The 22,908-nt window shown below is 59.9% G+C and carries 20 protein-coding genes and 1 tRNA gene; 7 read left to right on the forward strand and 14 right to left on the reverse strand.

The window, feature by feature from the left end:
* Positions 1–117 precede the first annotated feature (117 nt).
* Positions 118–3,885 carry a methionine synthase gene (metH, locus tag V8J88_RS22405; protein ID WP_338846484.1) on the forward strand — a complete coding sequence of 1,256 codons (3,768 nt, stop codon included), beginning with the start codon at positions 118–120 and terminating at the stop codon, positions 3,883–3,885.
* 30 nt (positions 3,886–3,915) lie between these two features.
* Here the strand turns inward: metH and V8J88_RS22410 are convergent, their stop codons facing one another.
* Together V8J88_RS22410 and V8J88_RS22415 are read right to left on the reverse strand one after the other, a co-directional pair.
* Entirely contained in the window at positions 3,916–4,650 is a 735-nt protein-coding gene (locus V8J88_RS22410) for a DUF3108 domain-containing protein (RefSeq protein WP_338846485.1), read from the reverse strand.
* Positions 4,647–5,837: a DUF3108 domain-containing protein gene (locus V8J88_RS22415; protein WP_338846486.1), complete on the reverse strand. Its 1,191-nt coding sequence runs from the start codon at positions 5,835–5,837 to the stop codon at positions 4,647–4,649. Before V8J88_RS22415 ends, V8J88_RS22410 begins: the two co-directional genes overlap by 4 nt.
* A gap of 71 nt (positions 5,838–5,908) precedes the next feature.
* Between V8J88_RS22415 and V8J88_RS22420 the strand changes: the two genes are divergently transcribed.
* Entirely contained in the window at positions 5,909–7,159 is a 1,251-nt protein-coding gene (locus tag V8J88_RS22420) for a branched-chain amino acid ABC transporter substrate-binding protein (RefSeq protein WP_338846487.1), read from the forward strand.
* Positions 7,160–7,188: 29 nt separating this feature from the next.
* Here the strand turns inward: V8J88_RS22420 and V8J88_RS22425 are convergent, their stop codons facing one another.
* From V8J88_RS22425 to V8J88_RS22435, 3 genes are read right to left on the reverse strand one after another with little or no spacing between them, the layout of a single operon-like run.
* A complete protein-coding gene (locus tag V8J88_RS22425) occupies positions 7,189–7,395 on the reverse strand; it encodes a cysteine-rich CWC family protein (RefSeq protein ID WP_338846488.1) in 207 nt (68 codons plus the stop codon).
* On the reverse strand, positions 7,388–7,612 hold the full coding sequence (locus tag V8J88_RS22430) for a zf-HC2 domain-containing protein (RefSeq protein ID WP_338846489.1): 225 nt from the start codon (positions 7,610–7,612) through the stop codon (positions 7,388–7,390). The genes V8J88_RS22425 and V8J88_RS22430 overlap by 8 nt, the downstream gene beginning before the upstream one ends.
* A complete protein-coding gene (locus V8J88_RS22435) occupies positions 7,609–8,181 on the reverse strand; it encodes a sigma-70 family RNA polymerase sigma factor (protein WP_338846490.1) in 573 nt (190 codons plus the stop codon). The genes V8J88_RS22430 and V8J88_RS22435 overlap by 4 nt, the downstream gene beginning before the upstream one ends.
* 142 nt (positions 8,182–8,323) lie before the next feature.
* On the opposite strand from V8J88_RS22435, the gene argB reads away from it, so the two are divergent.
* The 5 genes from argB to V8J88_RS22460 all read left to right on the forward strand — a co-directional run bounded on the left by argB (position 8,324) and on the right by V8J88_RS22460 (position 11,778).
* Positions 8,324–9,214: an acetylglutamate kinase gene (gene argB, locus V8J88_RS22440; protein WP_338849958.1), complete on the forward strand. Its 891-nt coding sequence runs from the start codon at positions 8,324–8,326 to the stop codon at positions 9,212–9,214.
* Between the two features lie 89 nt (positions 9,215–9,303).
* Positions 9,304–9,378, forward strand: a tRNA-Thr gene (locus V8J88_RS22445).
* Between the two features lie 21 nt (positions 9,379–9,399).
* Positions 9,400–10,119 (forward strand): pyrimidine 5'-nucleotidase, encoded by a 720-nt coding sequence (locus V8J88_RS22450; protein WP_338846491.1) that lies wholly within the window; start codon positions 9,400–9,402, stop codon positions 10,117–10,119.
* Between the two features lie 223 nt (positions 10,120–10,342).
* Entirely contained in the window at positions 10,343–11,242 is a 900-nt protein-coding gene (locus tag V8J88_RS22455; RefSeq protein ID WP_338846492.1) for a DMT family transporter, read from the forward strand.
* Between the two features lie 131 nt (positions 11,243–11,373).
* Positions 11,374–11,778 carry a hypothetical protein gene (locus tag V8J88_RS22460; RefSeq protein WP_338846493.1) on the forward strand — a complete coding sequence of 135 codons (405 nt, stop codon included), beginning with the start codon at positions 11,374–11,376 and terminating at the stop codon, positions 11,776–11,778.
* A gap of 14 nt (positions 11,779–11,792) precedes the next feature.
* Here V8J88_RS22460 and V8J88_RS22465 read toward each other — a convergent pair whose 3' ends face one another.
* The 9 genes from V8J88_RS22465 to V8J88_RS22505 all read right to left on the reverse strand — a co-directional run bounded on the left by V8J88_RS22465 (position 11,793) and on the right by V8J88_RS22505 (position 22,871).
* A complete protein-coding gene (locus tag V8J88_RS22465; protein WP_338846494.1) occupies positions 11,793–13,547 on the reverse strand; it encodes an ABC transporter substrate-binding protein in 1,755 nt (584 codons plus the stop codon).
* Positions 13,548–13,619: 72 nt separating this feature from the next.
* Complete coding sequence (locus tag V8J88_RS22470) at positions 13,620–15,629, reverse strand: acetyl/propionyl/methylcrotonyl-CoA carboxylase subunit alpha (RefSeq protein WP_338846495.1); 2,010 nt, start codon at positions 15,627–15,629, stop codon at positions 13,620–13,622.
* 22 nt (positions 15,630–15,651) lie between these two features.
* A complete protein-coding gene (gene bioB, locus V8J88_RS22475; RefSeq protein ID WP_338846496.1) occupies positions 15,652–16,674 on the reverse strand; it encodes a biotin synthase BioB in 1,023 nt (340 codons plus the stop codon).
* Between the two features lie 18 nt (positions 16,675–16,692).
* Entirely contained in the window at positions 16,693–17,394 is a 702-nt protein-coding gene (gene bioD / locus V8J88_RS22480; RefSeq protein ID WP_338846497.1) for a dethiobiotin synthase, read from the reverse strand.
* Complete coding sequence (locus tag V8J88_RS22485) at positions 17,391–18,593, reverse strand: 8-amino-7-oxononanoate synthase (protein ID WP_338846498.1); 1,203 nt, start codon at positions 18,591–18,593, stop codon at positions 17,391–17,393. The genes bioD and V8J88_RS22485 overlap by 4 nt, the downstream gene beginning before the upstream one ends.
* Positions 18,590–19,978: an adenosylmethionine--8-amino-7-oxononanoate transaminase gene (gene bioA, locus V8J88_RS22490; protein WP_338846499.1), complete on the reverse strand. Its 1,389-nt coding sequence runs from the start codon at positions 19,976–19,978 to the stop codon at positions 18,590–18,592. Before bioA ends, V8J88_RS22485 begins: the two co-directional genes overlap by 4 nt.
* Positions 19,975–20,769 (reverse strand): enoyl-CoA hydratase/isomerase family protein, encoded by a 795-nt coding sequence (locus V8J88_RS22495; RefSeq protein ID WP_338846501.1) that lies wholly within the window; start codon positions 20,767–20,769, stop codon positions 19,975–19,977. Before V8J88_RS22495 ends, bioA begins: the two co-directional genes overlap by 4 nt.
* A gap of 12 nt (positions 20,770–20,781) precedes the next feature.
* Complete coding sequence (locus V8J88_RS22500) at positions 20,782–22,401, reverse strand: carboxyl transferase domain-containing protein (protein ID WP_338846502.1); 1,620 nt, start codon at positions 22,399–22,401, stop codon at positions 20,782–20,784.
* Positions 22,398–22,871 (reverse strand): YchJ family metal-binding protein, encoded by a 474-nt coding sequence (locus tag V8J88_RS22505; protein ID WP_338846503.1) that lies wholly within the window; start codon positions 22,869–22,871, stop codon positions 22,398–22,400. The genes V8J88_RS22500 and V8J88_RS22505 overlap by 4 nt, the downstream gene beginning before the upstream one ends.
* Positions 22,872–22,908: the final 37 nt, after the last annotated feature.

Here is a 22,908-nt window from a genome sequence, read left to right on the forward strand (position 1 = left end):
AGTATGCAACAAGCCGATCAGGTTTGCCAAACTGCTAAACACGGCTAAAGCGGCACTCAGACCCGGCCCGCTTTGCATAATTGCACCGCCCCGGGTCTTATGTTTTCTGGAACCAGTATGAAATCAAGCGAAAACAGTGCCGCATCCATGTACAGCGAAACCGAAATCCATTTGCGCCGCCTGCTGCAAGCGCGCATCCTGATTCTGGATGGCGCGATGGGCACCATGATTCAACAATGCCATTTGACCGAAGCCGATTATCGCGGCCAACGTTTTGCCGATTTTGGCGCCGGCGCCACGCGCCAATTGCATCTCAAGGGCAATAATGAATTGCTCACGCTGACGCGGCCCGACGTGATCAGCCGGATTCATGAAGACTATCTGGCCGCCGGCGCCGACATCATCGAAACCAATACCTTTGGCGCCACCAGCATCGCGCAAGATGATTATCAGATGGCGCATCTGGCCTATGAAATGAATCTCGAAGCGGCGCGCCTGGCCAGGCAAGCCTGTGTCAAATACAGCACTCCGGAGAAACCGCGCTTTGTCGCCGGCGCACTCGGACCGACCCCGAAAACCGCTTCGATTTCGCCGGATGTCAACGATCCCGGCGCGCGCAATGTCACGTTTGATGAATTGGTTGCGGCTTATCATGAGCAAACCCGTGGTCTGGTCGATGGCGGGGCCGATATTTTGCTGGTGGAAACCATTTTCGACACGCTCAACTGCAAAGCCGCCTTATTTGCGATTGACCAGTATTTTGAAGAAAGCGGACGCCGCCTGCCGCTGATGATTTCCGGCACGGTGACCGATGCCTCGGGCCGTATTCTGTCCGGGCAAACCGTGTCCGCTTTCTGGGCCTCGGTGCGCCATGCCCGTCCCTTGTCGGTGGGTTTGAATTGCGCTCTTGGCGCCGCCTTGATGCGTCCGTATGCCGAAGAGCTGTCCGATCTGGCCGACACCTTTGTCAGTATTTATCCAAATGCCGGCCTGCCCAATCCGATGTCAGACACCGGCTTTGATGAGTTGCCGGCGGACACCTCGCGCCTCTTGCGAGAATTCGCCGAAGCCGGCTTTTTGAATATCGCCGGCGGCTGTTGCGGCACCACGCCGGCCCATATCAAGGCGATTGCCGAATTATTGCAAGACGCCAAGCCGCGCCAGCTGCGCGCTGCCAGCCACGCCATGCTTTTATCCGGCCTGGAGCCATTCCGCATTGATGAACAATCGCTGTTTGTGAATGTGGGCGAGCGCACCAATGTCACCGGCTCAAAAGCCTTCGCGCGCCTGATTTTGAATGAGGAATTCGATAAAGCGCTGGATGTCGCCCGTCAGCAGGTGGAAAACGGCGCCCAGGTAATCGACATCAATATGGATGAAGCGATGCTCGATTCACAAGCGGCCATGACGCGCTTTTTGAATTTGATCGCATCAGAACCCGACATCTCGCGTGTGCCGGTGATGATTGATTCCTCCAAATGGAGCGTTATCGAAGCCGGCTTGAAATGCGTGCAAGGCAAGGCCATCGTCAACTCGATTTCCCTGAAAGAAGGCGAAGCCGAATTTTTGCGCCAGGCGCGCTTGTGCCGCCGTTACGGCGCGGCGGTGATCGTGATGGCGTTTGATGAAACCGGGCAGGCCGACACCTATGCGCGCAAGATCGAAATTTGCGAGCGCGCATACAAGCTGCTGACCGCCACCGGCTTCCCGCCGGAAGACATTATTTTCGATCCGAATGTGTTCGCAGTGGCCACCGGCATCGAAGAGCACAATAACTACGCCGTCGATTTCATCGAAGCCACACGCTGGATTCATCAAAACCTGCCTTACGCCAAGATCAGCGGCGGCATCTCGAATGTCAGCTTCAGCTTCCGTGGCAATGACCCGGCGCGCGAAGCGATTCACACCGTGTTTTTATATCACGCGATCAAAGCCGGTCTGACCATGGGCATTGTCAATGCCGGCATGGTTGGCGTGTATGACGAGCTGAACCCGGAGTTGCGTGAGCGGGTGGAAGATGTGGTCTTGAACCGGCGCGCCGACGCCACCGAGCGCATGATTGAATTCGCCGCCTCCTTGAAAGCCGGCGGCAAGAAAGAGGAAGCCAGCCTGGAGTGGCGCACAGGGCCAGTCGAAAAACGTCTGGCGCATGCCCTGGTGCACGGCATCACGCAATGGATTGTGGAAGACACCGAAGAATTGCGGCAAAAAGTGGCGGACAGCGGCGGCCGCCCTATTCATGTCATCGAAGGCCCCTTGATGGATGGCATGAATATCGTCGGCGACCTGTTTGGCCAGGGCAAGATGTTTTTGCCGCAGGTGGTCAAATCGGCGCGCGTGATGAAACAGGCGGTGGCGCATCTGGTGCCCTTCATCGAAGAAGAAAAACGCCAGGAAGAATTGAAAACCGGGGTGGCCGCCAAACCCAAGGGCAAAATTGTGATCGCCACCGTCAAAGGCGATGTGCACGACATCGGCAAAAACATTGTTTCCGTGGTCTTGCAATGCAATAACTTTGAAGTGGTGAATATGGGCGTGATGGTGCCCTGTTCGGAAATTCTGGCGCGCGCCAAACTGGAAAACGCCGACATCATCGGCCTCTCCGGCTTGATCACGCCTTCGCTGGAAGAAATGGCGCATGTGGCGAAAGAAATGCAGCGCGATGAGCATTTCCGCATGATGAAAATCCCGCTGCTGATCGGCGGCGCCACCACCAGCCGCGCGCACACCGCCGTGAAGATCGCGCAAAACTACGAAGGCCCGGTGATTTATGTGCCGGACGCCTCGCGCTCGGTGTCGGTGGCGCAAGCCCTGCTCACCCCAGAGCAGCGCGACGGCTATGTGCAGGAACTGGCGGCGGATTACGAACGCATCCGGGTGCAGCACGCGAATAAAAAACAGCAGGTCTTGTTAAGCCTGGAAGCGGCGCGCGCAAACAAAGCCAAGCCCGGTTTTGAGGGTGAAAACACGCCCTTGCGGCCAAAATTCATTGGCCGCCGCGTGTTCAAAAATATCGATCTGGCCAGCCTGTGCGATTACATCGACTGGGGCCCCTTCTTCCAAACCTGGGATCTGGCCGGCCCCTTCCCCGCCATTTTGCATGATGAAGTGGTGGGCGAAGCGGCGCGCAAAGTGTATGAAGAGGGACAGTCTCTGTTGAAAAAAATCTGCGAGGGGCGCTGGTTGACGGCGAATGCGGTAATCGCGCTGTTGCCGGCCAACAGCGTGCATGATGACGACATCGAGATTTACACCGATGACAGCCGCAGCAAGGTCGCGCTGACCTGGCGCGGGGTGCGGCAACAGACTGAAAAACCGATTATTGATGGCGTGCAAAGGCCGAATCAATGCTTAGCCGACTTCATCGCGCCCAAAGGCGTGCCGGATTACATTGGCATGTTCGCGGTGACCGCCGGCATCGGCATTGAGAAGCATGAACAGCGGTTTGAAGATGCGCATGACGATTACAGCAGCATCATGCTCAAAGCCCTGGCCGACCGCCTGGCCGAGGCGCTGGCGGAGCAAATGCATGAGCGCGTGCGGCGCGATTTGTGGGGTTATGCCGCGCATGAAACCTTGGATAACGCCGCCCTGATCCGCGAAGAATATCGCGGCATCCGCCCTGCCCCCGGCTACCCCGCCTGCCCGGAACATACCGTCAAAGCCGATATGTTCCAGTATCTGCAATGCGAAGAAATCGGCATGCGCTTAACCGAATCCTACGCCATGTATCCCGGCGCGGCGGTATGCGGTTTTTACATGGCGCACCCGGAATCAAAGTATTTCAGCGTCGGCAAAATCGGCCCCGACCAGGCGCAAGACCATGCGGCGCGGCGCGGCGAAGAACTGCAACAGATTGAACGCTGGTTATCCAGCAATCTGTAAGCTGACATGAGGGCGGCGTTGGTTCCGCCCTCATTTTTTGGTGATCTTATCCACCACCTGCTCGACAAAATCGCCATCCGGCTCGCGCAGCCGGATTTGCACCGGATACCACTCCTGCTCCGGGGCCAGCCAGATATCCACCTGCTGTTCCTGTACTGAAGGCGGCGGCGCTTTCACCAAGTGCAAAGCGTTGAGCGCGCCCAAGCCGGTTTGTATGGTTTCGCGGCCCTGCACCGTAAAGCGCCACTGATCCGTATCGCGCCGCCCGGCCACCACGAAATTCCAATGGCTGTTGGGCGTGAATTTTTCCGGTTGCGCGCGCGCCAGCGCGGCGATTTGCCAAATCACGCTGGCGCGGTCTTGCGTGCCGGGGCGTAAGGTCAGCGAGGGCGCGCCTTCAGAAAAACTGATCTTTTTTTGCGCATGATCAAGCAGCGTCACCGTGGTGTCTTTGCGGAAGCGGCGCTCGGTGAAGCGGGTCGGGGCCAGGCCATTGTCAGCCCAGTCCCCCTCGCTGCCGGTTTCCTGCAACACACCGAAAAAGCTGGCGCGCGCAATGTTTTGCAAGGTAAAAGTCTTTTCCTGCAGCCGCCAAACGGTTTGCGCCACCCCGTTCAAGCTCATAAAACCGCGTTTAGCCCGCACTTTGTAGGAAATTTCGACTGAAGGCGGCGGATTCACCGCCGCCTGCGCCAGCGTTTCGCCGCCATACAGACAGGCAGCGCACAACAAGCCCAGGCGTAAGGGAGCATAGGAAATAGTCATGGTTCAGGCTTCCGGGTGAAAGTTGCGGAGTCAGGCGTCCGGGTGGCGGCAGGCAAGTTGCGCATATCCATTTGCATCAAATCGCCATTGGCTTCCGTGTATTGGATGCGCAAGGGCAACCAGCCTTGCGCCGGGGCCAGCCATAAATCCAATTGCTGTTCATAACTGCCGGGGCGCGGCGTGCGGCGTAAATGCCAGGCCGGGTATTCCTGCTCCGCCAGCCGCACATTCTCCAGCCCCAGCACTTGCAAACGCCAGATATCGGCATCGCGCACCCCGGCTACGTAAAACGAAAACTCGGCGCCAGTCTGAAACAGCGCAGGCTGGGCGCGCCCGATGCCGGCCAATTGCCACAGCAGGCTGATGCGGTCTTGCGCCCCGGCCAGACGCGGATAAATGGCGCTGCTGGCGGAAAAGCTGATCGTATTGCCATTCGTGGGATGCGGCGGCAGATCTGGCTTGGGGCGGTTGAAATGGGTCTGGGTGAGCGGCCTGCGCATGCGCTTTTCCGTATATTCCAGCGGGGCCAGACCGTTTTCATCAATCTCCCCGCTCGACTCAAATAAACCGATGCTGATAAACAGCATACTGGTCTCGGCGCGCAGCTGATAACGCGTGCCTTCCAGGCGCCAGTCGAATTCCGCCTTGCCTTGCATTTCCCGGCCACGCCGCAGCGCCAGCACGGTATATTCCGCCTTGCCGCTGGGCGGCGCGGCGACGGTATAGCGCGGCAAAGGCGGGGCTTGCGTATCCGCCGGCGGCGCGCCCGGCTCGGCTGGCTGCGGCATCGGCGTTGGCGTCGGCGTCGGACTGGGTGTGGGCGTCGGGCTGGGTACTGGCGGCGGCGCCTCTTCCTGCGCCGCATCGGGTAAGGCGGATGGCGTCGGGGCCGGCTCAGGCTGCGCGGGGGCGCTGCGCGGGCGCGCCTGCGCAGTCACGGGCGCGGCGGACTTGAGCGCAGCGGGCGGGGGCGGCGGCGCGAGCGGAGCGGAGGCGGGCGGCGCCTCATCCATCTCCGCCAGCAAGACTTGCACATCGCCCGCCGGCATAGCCGGGGTTTGCAAGCGCGGCCACAGCCAACCGGCAGCCAGCAGATGCAGGAAAAGCGAAAGTCCCAGCGCCTGCGTCACACGGCGCAGGCCGCGCCCCTGCGCGGAAGAGAAAAAAGAAGTGAAACTGGCAAGCATAATCGCGATAGTGTACCCTGTCCGCGCCTGCCGCTGTGCGGCCATGTATTCAAGTATCGCGCGCTAACGCTATGAAAACCAAGATCCACGCTATTGTATTCAGCCTTGCTGCAGCCCTGTCGGCGCAGGCGAGTGAGCTGCCCCCGATTCCACTGGCTTTGATTGAAGCCACCTCCGGCCCGTTTGCCAATGCGGGCGACGCGGTGCAACGCAATTTGCAATGGAGCATCGAAAAAATCAACGCCGGCGGCGGCGTGAAATTGCCGGACGGCAAGCGCTTATTGCAATTGAAAGTGTTTGACAACAAAGGCCAGGTTGACGAGAGCCTGCAGCAGTTGCGCCGCGCGCTGGATCAAAAAATCCCCTTCATCTTGCAAGGCAACAGTTCCGCCGTGGCGCTGGCGCTGTCCGATGCCCTGAATAAACATAATGCGCGGCATGAACAGCGCGCCCTGTTTTTGAATTATTCCGCAGTCGATCCGGCGTTGACAGAAGAGCAATGCAGTTTTTGGCACTTCCGCTTTGACGCCCATGCCGGCATGCGCATGCATGCCCTGACCGAAGTGATACGGCAGGAAAAGCGGGTGCAAAAAGTGTATTTGATCGGTCAGGATTACAGTTTCGGGCGGCAAGTGGCGACGGCTGCGCGTGCGCAATTGGCGGCCAAACGGCCAGATATCCAGATCGTCGGCGAAGAATTGCACCCGATCGGCAAAATCAAGGATTTCGCGCCGTATATCGCCAAAATCCGCGAATCCGGGGCCGATAGTGTGATTACCGGCAACTGGGGCAATGATTTAAGCCTGCTGGTGAAAGCGGCGCGCGAAGCCGGCTTGCGTCTGCGCTTTTTCACCTTCTACGGCAACGGTCTGGGCGCGCCGGCGGCGCTGGGCGAGGCCGGGGTGGGGCAGGTGAGGGCGGTGGCGGAATGGCATCCGAATGTGGGCGGCAAGGAAAGCGATGCCTTTTATCAAGCCTTCCGTCAACGTTATCCACAGCCCAAGGATGATTATTTGCACTTGCGCATGCAAATCATGCTGGAGATGCTGGCCGCCGCGATTGAGCGCGCCGGCAGCGTGGACGCCAAGGCGGTTGCGCTGGCGCTGGAAAACGCCAGCTATAAAAACGCATTTCACCAAGCCGGCATGCGCAAGCAGGATCACCAGCTGTTGCAGCCTTTATACGTCTCGGTGATGCAAAAACAGGCGGATGGCGCGATCCGCTTTGATAATGAAGGCAGCGGTTACGGCTTTAAAACCGAGTTGTATCTGGACAGCGGGCAAACCGCGCTGCCGTCTAAATGCCAAATGCAGCGCCCATAAGGCCAAACCGTGATGCGCCCGGGTGTTTGTCAACCAGGCTTTTCCGCTTGTCGCAGTGCTTGCTCTGCAATCACCGCGCGTAAGCAATCGGCACAATAACAACCGGCGCCGGCGTCCGCCGCCGGCACTGGCAAGCTGGCGGGAAAGGCGGTGCACCAGCATGGTTTGCCGCTCGGGTCATGCATGCCGCAGGCGACTGCTTGCCCGCAGCGGGGGCAGGGTTGGGCGTCACTCATCGTTTGGCTCCGCTTTGACTTGGGCTTGCATCATATCCGGCCAGCGCTGCATGGCGCCGCGCAACAGCTGCATCTGGCTGGAGAAGGTGCGGCAAGCGGCGCAGATTGATAAATGCATGCGCAAGCGGGTTTGTTCGTGCAAATGCAGCTTGCGATCCATGCCTTGCGACACCAATTCCTGCGCTTGCTGGCAGGTCAACAAAATCCGGTATTTCATGTTTTCCCCTGTGCCTGTCCAAACCAATGCAAATCCAGGCATTCGCGCAGACGCAAGCGGGCGCGATGCAGTAAGACCCACAGATTAGCCGGGGTAATCTGCAATTCCTTACAAATTTCTTCGCTTTCCAGCTCCAGCCATTCGCGCATCATGAATACGCGCGCATTTTTGGCCGGCAGTTTTTCCAGACAGCTTTCCAGCACACGGAAAAAATCTTTTTGCGCATACGCCGCTTCCGGCTCGCCCCAATGGCTGGCATTCTCGCGCACATGGCCTTGCTGATCGAATAATTGTTCTAACAAGGCCTGGTCTTCATCATCCTCTTTGTAATCGGGTTTTACTTCGCGCCGGTTGGCGCGCAAGCAATCGATCAACTTGAATTTTAAAATTCCGGTGACATAAGTGCGCAGGGAGGACTGTCCGGCAAAGCGCTCCGGATGCTCCAAAACCGCCAGCAGCGCCTCTTGCACCGCATCTTCCGCCTGGGCGCTGTCGCGCAATTGCAGCAGGGCGAAACGCAGCAGCGCAGGGCGTAATGCTTGTAACTGTTGATGTAAGGCTGTGTCCATGTCCGGTTTTCCCGAGTTGTGCCGGTTTGCGCTGTATCAGTCTGTGCATGGGGCCGGGTTCCTAGTAAAATCGCTGCATTTTTCAGCCACCCGCATTCCACCAGGAACCGCCATGCCCGACTTGACCGATCCAATTTCTCCGCTGAACGACCTGAGCAAAGTAGAACCCCAGATCAAGGCGCAAATTCTAGCCGAAGCGCTGCCTTACATCCGCAAATTTCATGGCAAAACCATCGTGATCAAATACGGCGGCAATGCGATGACGGAAGAAAAGCTGAAACACGGCTTTGCGCGCGATGTGATTTTGCTCAAGCTGGTCGGCATGAATCCGGTGGTGGTGCACGGCGGCGGCCCGCAAATTGACAGCGCCTTGAAAAAAATCGGCAAGCAGGGCACGTTTGTGCAAGGCATGCGGATTACCGACGAAGAAACCATGGAAGTGGTGGAATGGGTCTTGGGCGGCGAAGTGCAGCAAGATATCGTGATGCTGATCAATCACTATGGCGGCCAGGCAGTCGGCCTGACCGGCAAGGATGGCGGCTTGATCCGCGCGCGCAAAATGCAAATGGCTGACCGCGAAAAGCCGGGCGAATATCTGGACATCGGTTTTGTCGGCGAAATCACGGCGATCAATCCGGCGGTGGTCAAGGCGCTGCAGGATGACGCCTTCATTCCGATTATTTCCCCGATCGGCTTTGGCGAGGACGGCCAGGCTTACAACATCAATGCCGACCTGGTGGCGGGCAAGATTGCGGAAATTCTGAAAGCCGAAAAACTGATCATGATGACCAATATCGCCGGGGTGCAAGATAAAAACGGCAATCTGGTGACAGATCTGTCGGCGCGCGAAATTGATCAGATGTTTGAAGACGGCACGATTTCCGGCGGCATGCTGCCGAAAATCTCTTCCGCGCTGGACGCCGCCAAATCCGGCGTGAACTGCGTCCACATTATCGATGGCCGGATTGAACACTCCCTGTTGCTGGAAATCTTGACAGAACAGGCTTTTGGTACTATGATTCGATCCCATTGATTGCGAACGCCTGTGCAAGCAGGCGTTTTTGTTTGTCAGAGACGGCTGATTTGGTATTAACACAGATTAAGTCGTCTTTCTGCGACAATGCCCTTGTAGCTCAGTGGTAGAGCACTCCCTTGGTAAGGGAGAGGCCACGTGTTCAATCCACGTCAAGGGCACCACCTCCCTTTTTTCTTTCCGCCATGCGCAGCGCGTTCCGTCATCCGCACACGCCACAACGACGCAAAACAGCACGCCGCCAACTTTGGCTATTCGATCTCGACAACACCCTGCATGACGCCGGCTGGCGCATTTTCGACGCTATCGAGCAGAATATGAATCATTTCATCGCTGCCAGATTGGGACAGAATCTGGAGCAGGTCAGCGCATTGCGTGCGAATTATTGGCGGCGTTACGGCGCCACCGTGCTGGGCCTGATCCGGCATCACAATATCAGCGCGGAAGAATTTCTGCACCCGGTGCATGCGCTCCCTGATTTGCGCCAAATGATGCGTTATGAAGCCGGTCTGGCGCGCCTGCTGCGCCGTTTGCCTGGCCGTAAAGTCCTGCTCACAAATGCCCCCGCCGGCTATGCCAAGCGGGTGCTGCATCAACTCGCCCTGACCCGCAGTTTTGCGCGGCATGTCCCGATTGAGGCGATGCGCGTCAACCGCCGCTTACGTCCCAAGCCGGATAAGCAAATGTTGCGTCACTTATTGCGGCAGGAAGGTTTTCGCGCGCGCGATTGTATTTTGGTGGAAGACAGCGCCAAAAATCTGCAAAGCGCCAAAGCGCTCGGCATGCGCACGGTGTGGATCACCGGCTATCTGACGCAGCACAGCCGCACCCCGCATTGGGTGGATGTGAAGTTGCCATCGGTGCATGCGCTGCTGCGGCAGCATGGCAGCGTGCGCTCCAGATAAATTTTGCCTTATTGCCAAAATTACCTTGGCAGCCATGTCCGCAGTCACGCTTTGCGACATATCCACAGTACCGGCAATGGATTGCATAAAGTGCTTGGTTTTGCCGCCATGCTTGGCTACTATTTGCGATACAGGTTTGCCTGCGGGCAAGCCGGGCCGGCTGGGCGCATGCGCCGGCAATGTGGTTGAAAGTGGTATCCGATTCACTTAGACGGAACACATCATGCCTGCATCCAAAAAATTTCCTCTGTTAGCGTTCAGCATTTTGTTGCTTGGGGGGGTGGCAACCGGTTTTAACGGTATTTTCATGCGCCTGTCTGATGTCAGTCCCTTAGCATCCGCCTTTTGGCGCTTCGCCCTGGCGCTACCGTTTCTGTGGGCGTGGGCGCTCTGGGTGCAAGAGCGGGATATCCGCGAACGGCGTCGTATTAAACTGAGTAAAGGTTTGCTGCTGACGGGCTTTTATTTCGCCACCAACGTCGGCTTTTTCCATATGTCTCTGAAGTACACCACGGTCTCAGATTCTTCTTTGCTGCTAAATTTCTCCCCGGTATTCATTGCTCTTTGGATGTGGAAAATCCACCATACCCGGTTTGCCCCTATTTTCCTGGTTGGCATGGGCATGGCCTTATTTGGCGCGACCCTGTTAATCGGCCCGAATGCTGCTGTCAGCATGTCCCGTTTGTTGGGTGACTGCCTGGCTTTATGCGCGGCCGTGTTGTACGGAGCGTATCAATTACTGGTCAAAGCTTCGCGCGTGCGTTACTCAAGCGCACGTTTGATGGCATGGGCGACAACGGTAAGCGCGCTCACCATTTTGCCGATGGCGCTCCTGGCGCCTGGGAAATTCTGGCCGGAAGAATTGCTGAATTGGGCCCCATTGCTGGGGCTGACTTTGATTGTGCAAATTTTGGGACAAGCTACGATTGCCTGGGCTTCTGCGCATCTGCCGGCAGCTTTGTCGTCCGTGAGTTTGGCGGTCATGCCATTAACCGCCACCATCGCTGCCTGGTGGTTATTTGATGAGCGCCTGGGGCCTTTGCAGCTGATTGGGGGATTTTTGCTGTTGCTGGGCATCTTTCTTTCAACCCGAGGTTATCACCACCACAATCCGCCTGGATGATCCATCTGTGAACTGCGACTTTGCAGCTTGGCCATGTGGATTCCTGCCGATGCGGCGCTTGTGGCGCGTCTGATACGCGCCAGCCTTGCCGCTGCGCGTACAATCGGCCTTTCCCATCTTGGAGGCGCCTCATGTCTAAAAATCTGCTCGCTGTCTTATTGGTATTTGTGGTGAATATGCTGCTCAGCTTTGTGCAACACGGGATTGTGCTGCATGAGGACTATGGCGCACTGCCGCAGGTGATGCGCAGCGAACAGGAATCGCAAGCGTATTTCGGCTGGCTGCTGGCCGGGCAGTTTTTGCTTTCCGTCTCCTTCGTCTGGCTGTACCGCAGCTTTGGCAAGGAATTGCCCTGGCCACGGCGCGGGGTGCGTTTTGGCATCGCCGCCACCCTGCTGGCCTGGTGGCCGAATCATATGATTTACCATGCGGTGGCCAAATTTCCGCAGGAATTGATGTTCAAGCAATTGGCGCTGGACGCCTTTGTCATGCTGGCCATGGGCTTGAGTCTGGCCTGGTTTTTGCGTAAAGAATAAACCAGGCGCCTGCTTCAGCGGCCCGGCTGCAAATAACGCCAGTTGGTGAAGTGCACCGGATGCCGCACATAGTTTTGCAAGTCTGGCTGCAGCAGATCGAGTGAGAGCGGATACATGCGCAAGACCCAGGGGTTGTAAGCCTGCACCAGCCATTCCATTTCACGCAATAAGGCGGCGCGCCGGGCCGGCTCGCTGCTGCGCTGCAAGCCGGCATACGCCGCATCATACGCCGCCAGCTTAAAGCCGGTGTAATTGCCGCTGCTGTCGCCGGCCAGCAATTGCAGGAAATTCGCGGCGTCCGGGTAATCGCCGATCCAATTGTTTTCCGCCATCTGCACCTGTCCCGCGCGTGCGGCTTTGCGGATCTCGCCCGGCTTGTCGATGATAAAGCGCAGGCGCAGGCCGAGCGCCTGAAATTCTTTTTGCCAGTTTTCGCTTTGCGCACGCGCCTTGGACGTGCCCAGGGTGTGCATGCGCAGTTCGAGCGGCTGGCCGTTGGGCAGTGTGCGCCAGCCATCCGCGCCGCGCTTGTAGCCGAAGCGATCCAGCAAGGCATTCGCCAATTTCGGATCGTAGCGCAGGCTGCCGCGCCACTGCGGATCGTGTCCCGGCACGCCGGGCGGCAGCGGCGAAGCGGCGGGCTGGCCCAAGCCATGCTCCAAGATACGCAAATCCTGAGCCTGATCATGTCCCAGCGCAATGGCGCGGCGCAGCGCGATTTTTTCCGGGCTGTAGCCGCCGATGACCGGGTCGCGCAGATTGAACCACAGAAAATACACTTGCATCGGCACAAAGGTGCTGAGCTTGATGCCGCGCTTTTGCCATTCCGGGCGTAAGCGCCAGCTTGTCCCTTCCAATTGCGCCACGCTGCCGGCCAGATCCGGCGGCACTTGTTCGAGCAGATCGAATTCGCGATTGGCGAAACCGAGCAGGCGTGCCTGTCCCTCTTCCACGATGCGGATATCGACCGCCTGATTGCGCGGCAAGGTTTGTTGTTGCAAGCTGCGCTGCAAATCGCGCCATGCCGCCGGCACTTGTTGCGCCGGCGCCAGTTGGCGGCGGTAATCCGGGTTGGCGCGCAGCAGCAGGCGGTGGCTGGGTTTCCACTCCGCCAGGCGATACGGGCCAACTCCGCGCGGCCAGCTGTTTTTGCCGACAGTTTCATGCGCCACCGCCGCCGCCGCCGGCAGCGTCAGGAAATAGCGGAATTCGGGGTCCGGCGCGCGCAGCCGCACTTGCAAACGGTAGCGTGACAAGACTTGCAAGCCGCTGATGTTTTGTTTGGCGTCAAAGCGGCCGGCGCGCGCCGCTTCACGCAAGACTTCATCGCCCTCCAGCTTGCCCTCCAGCATGAACAGCCAGGCCGATTTCAGCGCCGGATCGTATAAGCGCTTCCAGCTGTAGGCATAGTCTTCTGCGGTCAATTCGCGCGCTTTGCCGCCAAACGCCGGGTCAGGATCAAACATTTGCCCGGGACGCACGTCCAGCAGCCAGGTTTTGCCATCTGCTGAAATTTGCGGCAGTGCGCTCAGGGTTTGCGCCTGCAATTCGAGCGGGCGCGCCAGATAAGCCCAGGCCAGCGGCGCATCGTACAGGTTTTCCAAAATCGACAGGCTTGCCAGATCGGTGGCGCTGGCCGGGTCAAGACTGACTTCCGGCCCGGTGAGGAAGACGCGCAACACGCCTTGCGCCTGTGCAGGCAGACAGCAGAGAAGAAGAGAAAAACAAAAGGCGCGGATCATGGCGGGCGGCGAGGATGGAAAACCCATATTGTGCCGCAAAAAACGCGCGCCGCCGCCACTGGCCAGCGAGGGGGGCGCACAAGGCGCCCCGGACTGAGATCAACCCTGCTTAAACGCCAGCAAAGGCGCGCCTTCCGCCACTTGATCGCCGACGCCGTACAGAATTTCTTCAATCACGCCATCATGCGGGGCGGCGATGGTGTGTTCCATCTTCATCGCTTCCATGATCAAAATCGGCTCACCCTTGCTGACGCTCTGGCCGTTTTGCGCCATCACCGCCACCACCTTGCCCGGCATCGGCGCGGTCAGGCGGCCGCCTTCGGCTTCCGTTTCGCCGGCGTGCTGCATCGGATCATCGAACTCCAGCTGCCAATGGCCGCCGCCTGAGAACACATGAAACTGCTGCGCTGCGCGCACCACGCTGCCATGGCGCGTGCTGTCGCCCAATTTCAAATACAGATCGGCGCCGTATTCGTCCGCCAGCTCCACGTCCGTGCTTTGCGCGCCGTAGTGCAGGCGCCAGCCCTGTCCCTGATATTCGAGCTGCAACACGCAGTCTTCCTGTTCAGTTTTGAAGCGCAGGGTGCGGCGCAGCGCGCCATTCATGCGCCAGCCGCTGGTTTGGCTCCATGGGTCGGCAGTGTGACCGGCGCGGCGGCGCTCTTCCAGCAGCAGCGAAACGGCGGCCAGCGCCAGCGCATGCAGCGGAACCGGGGCCGCCGGCGGGAACAAGCTGTCGTGATTGCGCGCAATCAGACCGGTATCCAGATCGGCCTGGCTGAAGGCTTCGCCGGCGCATAAGCGCTGCAAAAAGCCGATATTGCAAGACAGCCCGACAATTTGATATTGCGCCAGGGCCTGACGCATGCGCGCCAAGGCGATTTTGCGATCTTCGCCCCACACAATCAGCTTGGCGATCATCGGATCGTAATATGGCGAAATGCTGTCGCCCTGACGCACGCCGGCGTCGATGCGCACCGCAGCCGGTTGGCCGGCTTGCATGCCAAGTTCAAATTCGACTGCCGCCGGAGTGCGCAGGTGGTGCAGGCGGCCGGTGGCCGGCAAAAAGCCTTTTTCCGGGTTTTCCGCGTAGATGCGCGCCTCAATCGCGTGGCCGTGCATCTGAATTTCACTTTGCTGCAGCGGCAGGTGTTCGCCGGCGGCCACGCGCAACTGCCATTCCACCAGATCTTGCGCGGTGATCATTTCTGTCACCGGGTGCTCCACCTGCAGGCGGGTGTTCATTTCCATGAAATAAAAACTGCCATCCTGGTTGGCGATGAATTCCACGGTGCCGGCGCCGACATAACCGACCGCCTTCGCGGCGGCGACTGCCGCCTGTCCCATGGCATTGCGCCGTTCATGCGTCATGCCGGGCGCGGGCGCCTCTTCCAACACTTTTTGATGACGCCGCTGCACCGAGCAATCGCGCTCAAACAGGAACACGCATTGGCCGTGGCTGTCGGCGAACACCTGGATTTCAATATGGCGCGGGCGCTGCAGATATTTTTCCACCAGCACATGGTCGTCGCCAAAGGCATTGATCGCTTCGCGTTTGCAGGAAGCCAGGGCGGCGGCGAAATCTTCTTCTTTTTCGACAATCCGCATGCCTTTGCCGCCGCCGCCGGCGGAGGCTTTCAAGAGCACCGGATAACCGATTTTGCCGGCTTGCTGCTGCAAAAACGCCACTTCCTGCTGCTCGCCATGGTAGCCCGGCACCAGCGGCACATGGGCTTGCTCCATCAATTGCTTGGCGGCGGCCTTGCTGCCCATGGCGCGGATGGCGTCACCCGGCGGGCCGATGAAAACCAGGCCATGTTTGGCGCAATTGTCGGCGAAGTCTGCGTTTTCCGAGAGAAAACCATAGCCGGGATGAATCGCCTGGGCGCCGCTCTGCAGGGCGACTTGAATGATTTTATCGGCCAGCAAATAGCTGTGGCGCGCTTCCGCCTCGCCGATCAAAATCGCTTCATCGCATACCGCGACATGTTTGGCGTGCGCATCCGCGCTGGAATATACGGCGACCGTCTTGATGCCCAGCCGGCGCGCAGTGGCGGCCACGCGGCAGGCGATTTCCCCACGATTGGCGATCAGGATTTTATTGAACATGGCAGTCCTTTGATTGGTGTGTTCAGTCGCAGCAGCCTTCGGTTTCCGCCATCTGCACATGGCGCACCGGCAGGCCGAGTTTGGCTAACAGGGCTTGGTCATCATTGGCTTCCGGGTTGCCGGTGGTGAGCAGCTTGTCGCCATAGAAAATCGAATTCGCGCCAGCCAGGAAGCACAGCGCTTGCACCGCTTCGCCCATTTCGCGCCGGCCCGCCGACAGACGCACGCGCGCGCGCGGCATGATGATGCGGGCGACGGCGATGGTGCGCACAAATTCGAGCGGATCGAGTTTGTCCTGGCCGTGCAGCGGCGTGCCTTCGACCTGCACCAGATGATTAATGGGGACGGATTCGGGATAGGGATCGAGATTCGCCAACTGCGCCAGCAGGCCGGCGCGTTGCAAGCGGCTTTCACCCATGCCGACGATGCCGCCGCAGCATACTTTCAGGCCGGCCCCGCGCACCCTTTCCAGCGTGTTCAGGCGGTCTTCATAGTCGCGCGTGGTGATCACTTTGCCGTAAAACTCCGGCGCGGTGTCCAGATTGTGATTGTAATAATCCAGTCCGGCTTGTTGCAGGCGCTCTGCCTGTCCCTCTTCCAGCATGCCGAGCGTGGCGCAGGTTTCCAGGCCGAGCGCCTTGACGCCGCGCACCATGGCTTCGACTTTTTCCAGATCGCGTTCTTTCGGTGAGCGCCAGGCGGCGCCCATGCAAAAACGGGTGGCGCCGCTGGCTTTGGCGCTTTGCGCGGCTTGCAGCACTTCATCCAAGCCCAGAATTTTCTTGGCTTCAACCCCGGTGTCATAGCGCGCGGCTTGCGGGCAATAGCCGCAATCTTCTTCACAGCCGCCGGTTTTGATCGACAGCAGGGTGGCCAGCTCGACATCTTGCGCCGGGAAATTTTCGCGCTGCACTTGCTGGGCGCGCCACAGCAATTCATTGAAAGGCAGGTCAAACAGATCAAGCACGCTTTGCAGCGAGCAGCGCGCATCGGCGGCCACGGCGCGCTTGTGCAGGGTGATGGGTTGCGTCACGGTGTCAGGCATCTTGCTTCCTTTGCTGAATCAATGGGGCCAGCTGCTTAGGCTGGCGAAGTCGAGGTAACGCACGGCCTGCCCGGCTTGCTGCGGCGTGCTGCAAGTCAGGCGCGGAATAATCCCCAGGCAGGGTGCGTGCAATTTTTGTTTCAAGGTGGCGATGTTTTCATCCGGGTAGGCCATGTGCGGATCAATCAGATTGCCGACCCAGCCCAACAGCTGCAAACCGCGCGCGCGCACCGCTTCTTGCGTCAGCAGGGCGTGATTGATGCAACCCAGGCGCAGGCCGACCACCAGCAGCACCGGCGCGTTCAAACGCTGGGCCAGATCGGCGGTGTCGTATTGCGCTGAGAGCGGCACGCAAAACCCGCCCACGCCTTCGATAATGATGGCGTCGGCCAGGGTTTGCAGGGCGTGATATTGCTGCACGATGGGGGCCAGTTCGATTTGCACGCCATTGCGCGCGGCGGCGATATGCGGCGCGCAAAACGGATCAAATAAATATTGGCAGCGCATTTCCAGCGGCGTCTCAATGCTGGAAGCTTGCTGCAATTGTTCGATATCGGCATTGCTGCGCTGACCTTGCTGCAGCACGCAGCCGGCGGCCACCGGTTTCATGCCGACCGTGCGCAAGCCTTGCCGCTTGAGCTGGTGCAAGAGGGTGGCGCTGACCAGGGTTTTGCCGATATCGGTATCGGTGCCGGTGACGAAGCAGGAAAAAACGCTCATAGTCCCTCGCGGTGAATTGCCTGCAAGGCGTGTTGCAAGCGCTGTAAATCAGCCAGGCTGTGCGCGGCGGACAGGGTGATGCGCAGGCGCGCTGTGCCTGCCGGCACGGTGGGCGGGCGGATCGCCGGAACCCACACGCCGCGCCGCCATAAGGCATGGCTTAAATCCAGCGCGGCCTGGTTTTCTCCCAGCAGCAGGGCTTGAATCGCGGTCGGCGAGGTCAGCCTTGGCCAGCAATCCGGCAGCGCCATGCTTTGCCAGCTTGTGCGCAAGTCTTGCAAGTGGGCGCGCGCCGTCCGGCCTTCTGTCCCTTCAATCAAATCCAGCGCCGCCAGCAAGGCGCAGGCCAGGGCCGGCGCGCTGGCGGTGGTGAAAATATAGCTGCGCATTTTCTGGCGCAGCCATTCGATCAGATCGGCATGTGCGGCGATAAAGGCGCCGCCGACGCCGGCGGCTTTGCCCAGGGTGCCCAGATAAATCAGGCGCTCGCTGTGCAAAGCGGCGTGTTCGAGCGCGCCATGGCCCTGCGCGCCGAGCACGCCAAAACCATGCGCATCGTCCAGCACCAGCCAGGCATCATATTCCTCGCATAAGGCGAGCAGCGCAGCCAGCGGCGCGATCACGCCATCCATCGAAAACACAGCGTCTGTCACCACGATTTTTTGCTGCGCGCGGCTGGCTTGCAATTGCGCCGCCAGTTGCGCCAGATCCTGATGCGGCCAGACTTGCGCCGGGCAGCGCGCCAGCCGGCAGCCGTCAATAATCGAGGCGTGGTTTAAATCCGCTGAAAAAATCTCACTCGGAGCCAGCGCCGCCAAGGCCGGCAGCAAACCGCTATTGGCCAGATAACCGCTGCCCAGATACAGCGCGCCGGCTTGTGGAATATGCGCCGCCTGACTGGCCGCCAGGCGCGCTTCGAGCGCCTCATGCACGGCGTAATGGCCGCTGATCAGGTGCGAGGCGCCGCTGCCGACGCCCCATTCCTGCACGCCTTCAATCAAGGCCGCGCGCAGGGCCGGGTGCCCCGCCAGGCCCAGATAATCATTGCTGGCGAAGGCCAGCATAGGGCTGGCGTCCTGTCCCGCCATGCTGACCGTGAGTTGCGGCGCGCAGGCGCTGTGACAGGTGCGCAGGGTGCGGCGCAGGCCGGCTTGTTGCAAGCCGTGCAGCGCTTGACGCACCTGCGCCAGCCCAGTCATGCGGCGGCCTCGGCAGCGCTTTGCTGCGCGCGTGCGGCGTCATATGCGCCATCCGCCTCGCGCAACACGGCGCGCAAACTGTCTTCGGTGGCTTGCAGCAGGTGCGCGGTTTCCGCCGGGTTCAGCACATAGGGCGGCATCAAATACACGGTGTTGCCGATCGGGCGCAGCAATAATTCATTTTTGGCGGCGGCGGCGAAGATGCGCCGCGCAAAGCTGGGGCCATGCTGGAAGCTGGCGTCCACATCAAAGGCGAATATCATGCCGCATTGGCGCAGGTGACGCACTTGCGGCAGCGCGGCGATGCTTTGCAGGCCCTCCATGATGCGCTGCGCCTGCGCCTGATTGCGCGCCAACACATCGTCTTGCGCAAAAATATCCAAGGTGGCCAGGGCCGCGCGGCAAGCCAGCGGATTGCCGGTGTAGGAGTGCGAATGCAAAAAACCGCGCCGTATATCGGCGTCGTAAAACGCCTGATACACCGCCTCCGTGCTGAGCACCACCGAAAGCGGCAGATAGCCGCCGCTGATGCCTTTCGAGAGGCAGAGAAAATCCGGCCAGATGTGCGCCTGTTCGCAGGCGAAGAATGTGCCGGTGCGGCCACAGCCGACCGCGATTTCATCCGCAATTAAATGCACTTGATGCGCATCGCACAGCGCGCGCAGTTTTTGCAGATACAGCGGGTGGTGCATCTGCATGCCGCTGGCGCATTGCACCAGCGGTTCGACGATGATGGCGGCGATCTGGCCGGCGCGGCGGTGCAATACGTTTTCCACTTCGGCGGCGGCGCGCAGGGCCACGGCTTGCGCGTCTTCACCCGCGCCGGCCTGGCGCGCGTCCGGGCTGGCGACCAGGTGCGCGGGACGGATCAACGCCCCGTAAGCCTCGCGGAACAGGGCCACATCGGTGACGCCGAGCGCGCCCACGGTTTCGCCATGGTAAGAGCCGCGCAGGCAGATGTATTCCTGTTTTTCCTTCTGTCCCTGATTTTGCCAGTAGTGAAAACTCATTTTCAGCGCGATTTCAATCGCGGATGCGCCATCGGAAGCATAAAACGCATGGCCCAGGGCATGCCCGGTCAGCGCGCTCAGGCGTTCTGAGAGTTCGATCACCGGCGCATGCGTGAAGCCGGCCAGCATCGCGTGTTCCAGGGTTTCCAGCTGTTTGATGACAGCGGCATTGATGCGCGGATTGGCGTGCCCGAATAAATTCACCCACCAGGAGCTGATCGCGTCCAGATAGCGCCAGCCGTCCTGATCATACAGCCAGGGGCCGGCCCCGCGCGCCAAGGGAATCAGCGGGGTTTGCTCATGGTGCTGCATTTGGGTGCAGGGATGCCAGACGCTGGCCAGACTGCGTTGCACCATTTCCGCGCTGCTGATCATTGCTGCGGCTCCACCCAGGCCGGTTTGCGCTTGGCCAGGAAGGCCGATAAACCTTCTTTGGCTTCCGGCGTGGCGCGGATATCGGCGATGCGCTGCGCGGTGTCGGCGATCAGTGCCGCGTTGATGGCCTGGCCGCCGATATCGCGCACCAGCCGCTTGGCCTGTTGCATCGCTTGCGGCCCATTCGCGCTCAGTTCGGCTAACAGGGCTTGCACCGCCGCCGCGCTTTCGCCGCTGGCGCAGACGCGGTGCGCCAGGCCGAGTTCGCGCGCGCGCGGCGCGTTAAAGCGCTCGCCGGTGATGAACAGACAGCGCGCTTGCTGCATGCCCAAGGCCCGGATCACATAGGGAGAAATGGTGGCCGGAATCAGGCCGAGTTTGACTTCGCTCAGGGCAAAGCGGGCTTGCTCTTCCGCCACCACGATATCGCACACCGCCACCAGGCCGACGCCGCCGCCCATGGCGTCGCCATTGACTTGCGCCACCACCGGCTTGCGGCAGCTGTCGATGCGGTTCAGCATATCGGCCAGGCCTTGCGCATCGGCGCGGTTTTGCTCGGGCGTGTAATCGGCCATTTTGCGCATCCAGTTGGCGTCCGCGCCGGCGCAGAAGAAGCGCCCGGCCCCGCTCAGCACAATCACATGCACATCCGGCTCGGCGTCCAGCGCGGCAAAGGCCGCCGCCAGTTCGGCGATCACGGTTTCATTCAGCGCATTCGCCACTTCCGGGCGGTTGATGGTGAGGCGCGCGACATGCGCCTCACGTTGCAGCAACAGGGTTTGAAATTCCATGTCAGCCTTCCTTTACATGCGGAATACAGAGAAACGCGGTTCCGGGATAGGCGCATTCAGCGCTGCCGACAGGCCCAGGCCCAGCACGGTGCGGGTGTCCGCCGGGTCGATGATGCCATCGTCCCACAGGCGCGCGGTGGCGTAGTAGGGGTGGCCCTGTTCTTCGTATTGCTGGCGGATCGGTTGCTTGAATTTTTCCTCTTCTTCCGCGCTCCAGGCCCCGCCTTTGGCTTCAATCCCGTCGCGCTTGACGGTGGCCAGCACCGAGGCGGCTTGCTCGCCGCCCATCACCGAGATACGCGCATTCGGCCACATCCACATAAAGCGCGGCGAATACGCGCGCCCGCACATGCCGTAATTGCCGGCGCCGAAGCTGCCGCCGATGATCACGGTGAATTTCGGCACGCTGGCGGTGGCCACTGCCGTCACCATCTTGGCGCCATTGCGCGCGATGCCTTCATTTTCATATTTGCGCCCGACCATGAAGCCGGTGATGTTTTGCAAAAACACCAGCGGAATCTTGCGCTGGCAGCACAGCTCGATAAAGTGCGCGCCTTTCAAGGCTGATTCGGAGAACAGAATGCCGTTATTGGCGATGATGCCGACCGGCATGCCGTGAATGTGGGCGAAACCGCACACCAGGGTGGCGCCGTAGCGCGCTTTGAATTCGTCGAATTCGCTGCCATCGACAATCCGCGCGATCACTTCGCGCACATCAAACGGTTTGCGCGTATCGACCGGAATCACGCCATACAATTCAGACGCCGGGAAGAGCGGCTCGCGCACTTCGCGCAGCGGAATATTCGGCAGTTTTTGCCGGTTTAAGCGCGATACCGATTGGCGCGCCAGCGCCAGCGCATGCAAATCGTTTTGCGCCAGATGATCGGCCACGCCGGACAGGCGGGTGTGCACATCGCCGCCGCCCAGGTCTTCGGCGGAGACCACTTCGCCGGTGGCGGCTTTCACCAGCGGCGGGCCGCCCAGAAAGATGGTGCCCTGGTTTTTGACGATGATGGATTCATCGCTCATCGCCGGCACATATGCGCCGCCGGCGGTGCAGGAACCCATAACCACCGCGATTTGCGCGATGCCTTTGGAAGACAGATTGGCTTGATTGTAGAAAATGCGGCCAAAGTGGTCGCGGTCGGGGAAGACTTCATCCTGATTCGGCAGATTCGCGCCGCCCGAGTCCACCAGATACACGCAGGGCAGATTGTTTTGCTCGGCGATTTCCTGCGCGCGCAAATGTTTTTTCACCGTCATCGGGTAATACGTGCCGCCTTTGACGGTGGCGTCATTGCAGACAATCACGCATTCGATGCCGGCGATGCGGCCAATTCCTGTGATGATGCCGGCGGCAGGCGCCGCCGCCACGCCTTTCTCATCCTGGTACATATCCCAGGCCGCCATTTGCGAGAATTCCAGGAAAGGGGCGCCGGGATCGAGCAGCATTTGCACCCGCTCACGCGGCAAAAGCTTGCCGCGCGCCACATGTTTGGCGCGCGCCTGCTCGCCGCCGCCCTGTTCGATCAAGGCGATTTTTTGCCGCAGATCATCGACCACGCTTTGCATGGCTTGCGCATTGGCTTTGAAGTCTTCGCTGCGGCTGTTCAGTTTTGATTCAAGAATCATTTGCTATCCCCAGTAGCGCCATCCACGTAGTACCAGCGCGCACCATCGCCCTGGTCTTCCAATACGAAACGGCTGATTTCATGCAAGCGGTGCGCGCGTCCATCGCGTTGCCGGTAGCGCGCCACAAATTCCACGGTATCCCATTGTTGCGCCTGCGGCGCCAGCTGGCGCAAATCCGGCGGCACATCGCTGCTTGCTTCTTTACGTTTACGTAAACGTAAATCAGATTTTACCTCAAGACCCAGCCACAGCGGCGTCTCTTCCTGGTCAAAAAGTGGCGCTGGCGGGCGGGTTGCGGGATGCCAGGTGGCCAGCAGGTAAGCTTCATCGCGCCGGGTGAATGCGGTATAGCGCGAGCGCATCAGCTGCCCGGCCCAGCCGGCGTGCGCGGCGCCTTGCAGCAAAGGCCCGCAGCAGGCGGCGTAATTGGCGCCGCCGCAAGGGCAGGCGGCAGATTTGGCTTTGCTCATGATGTTTTCCGATGGAGGTAATGCCGGCCTAATGCTA

The sequence above is a fragment of the Massilia sp. W12 genome, from assembly GCF_037300705.1.
Lineage (GTDB): Bacteria > Pseudomonadota > Gammaproteobacteria > Burkholderiales > Burkholderiaceae_D > JACPVY01.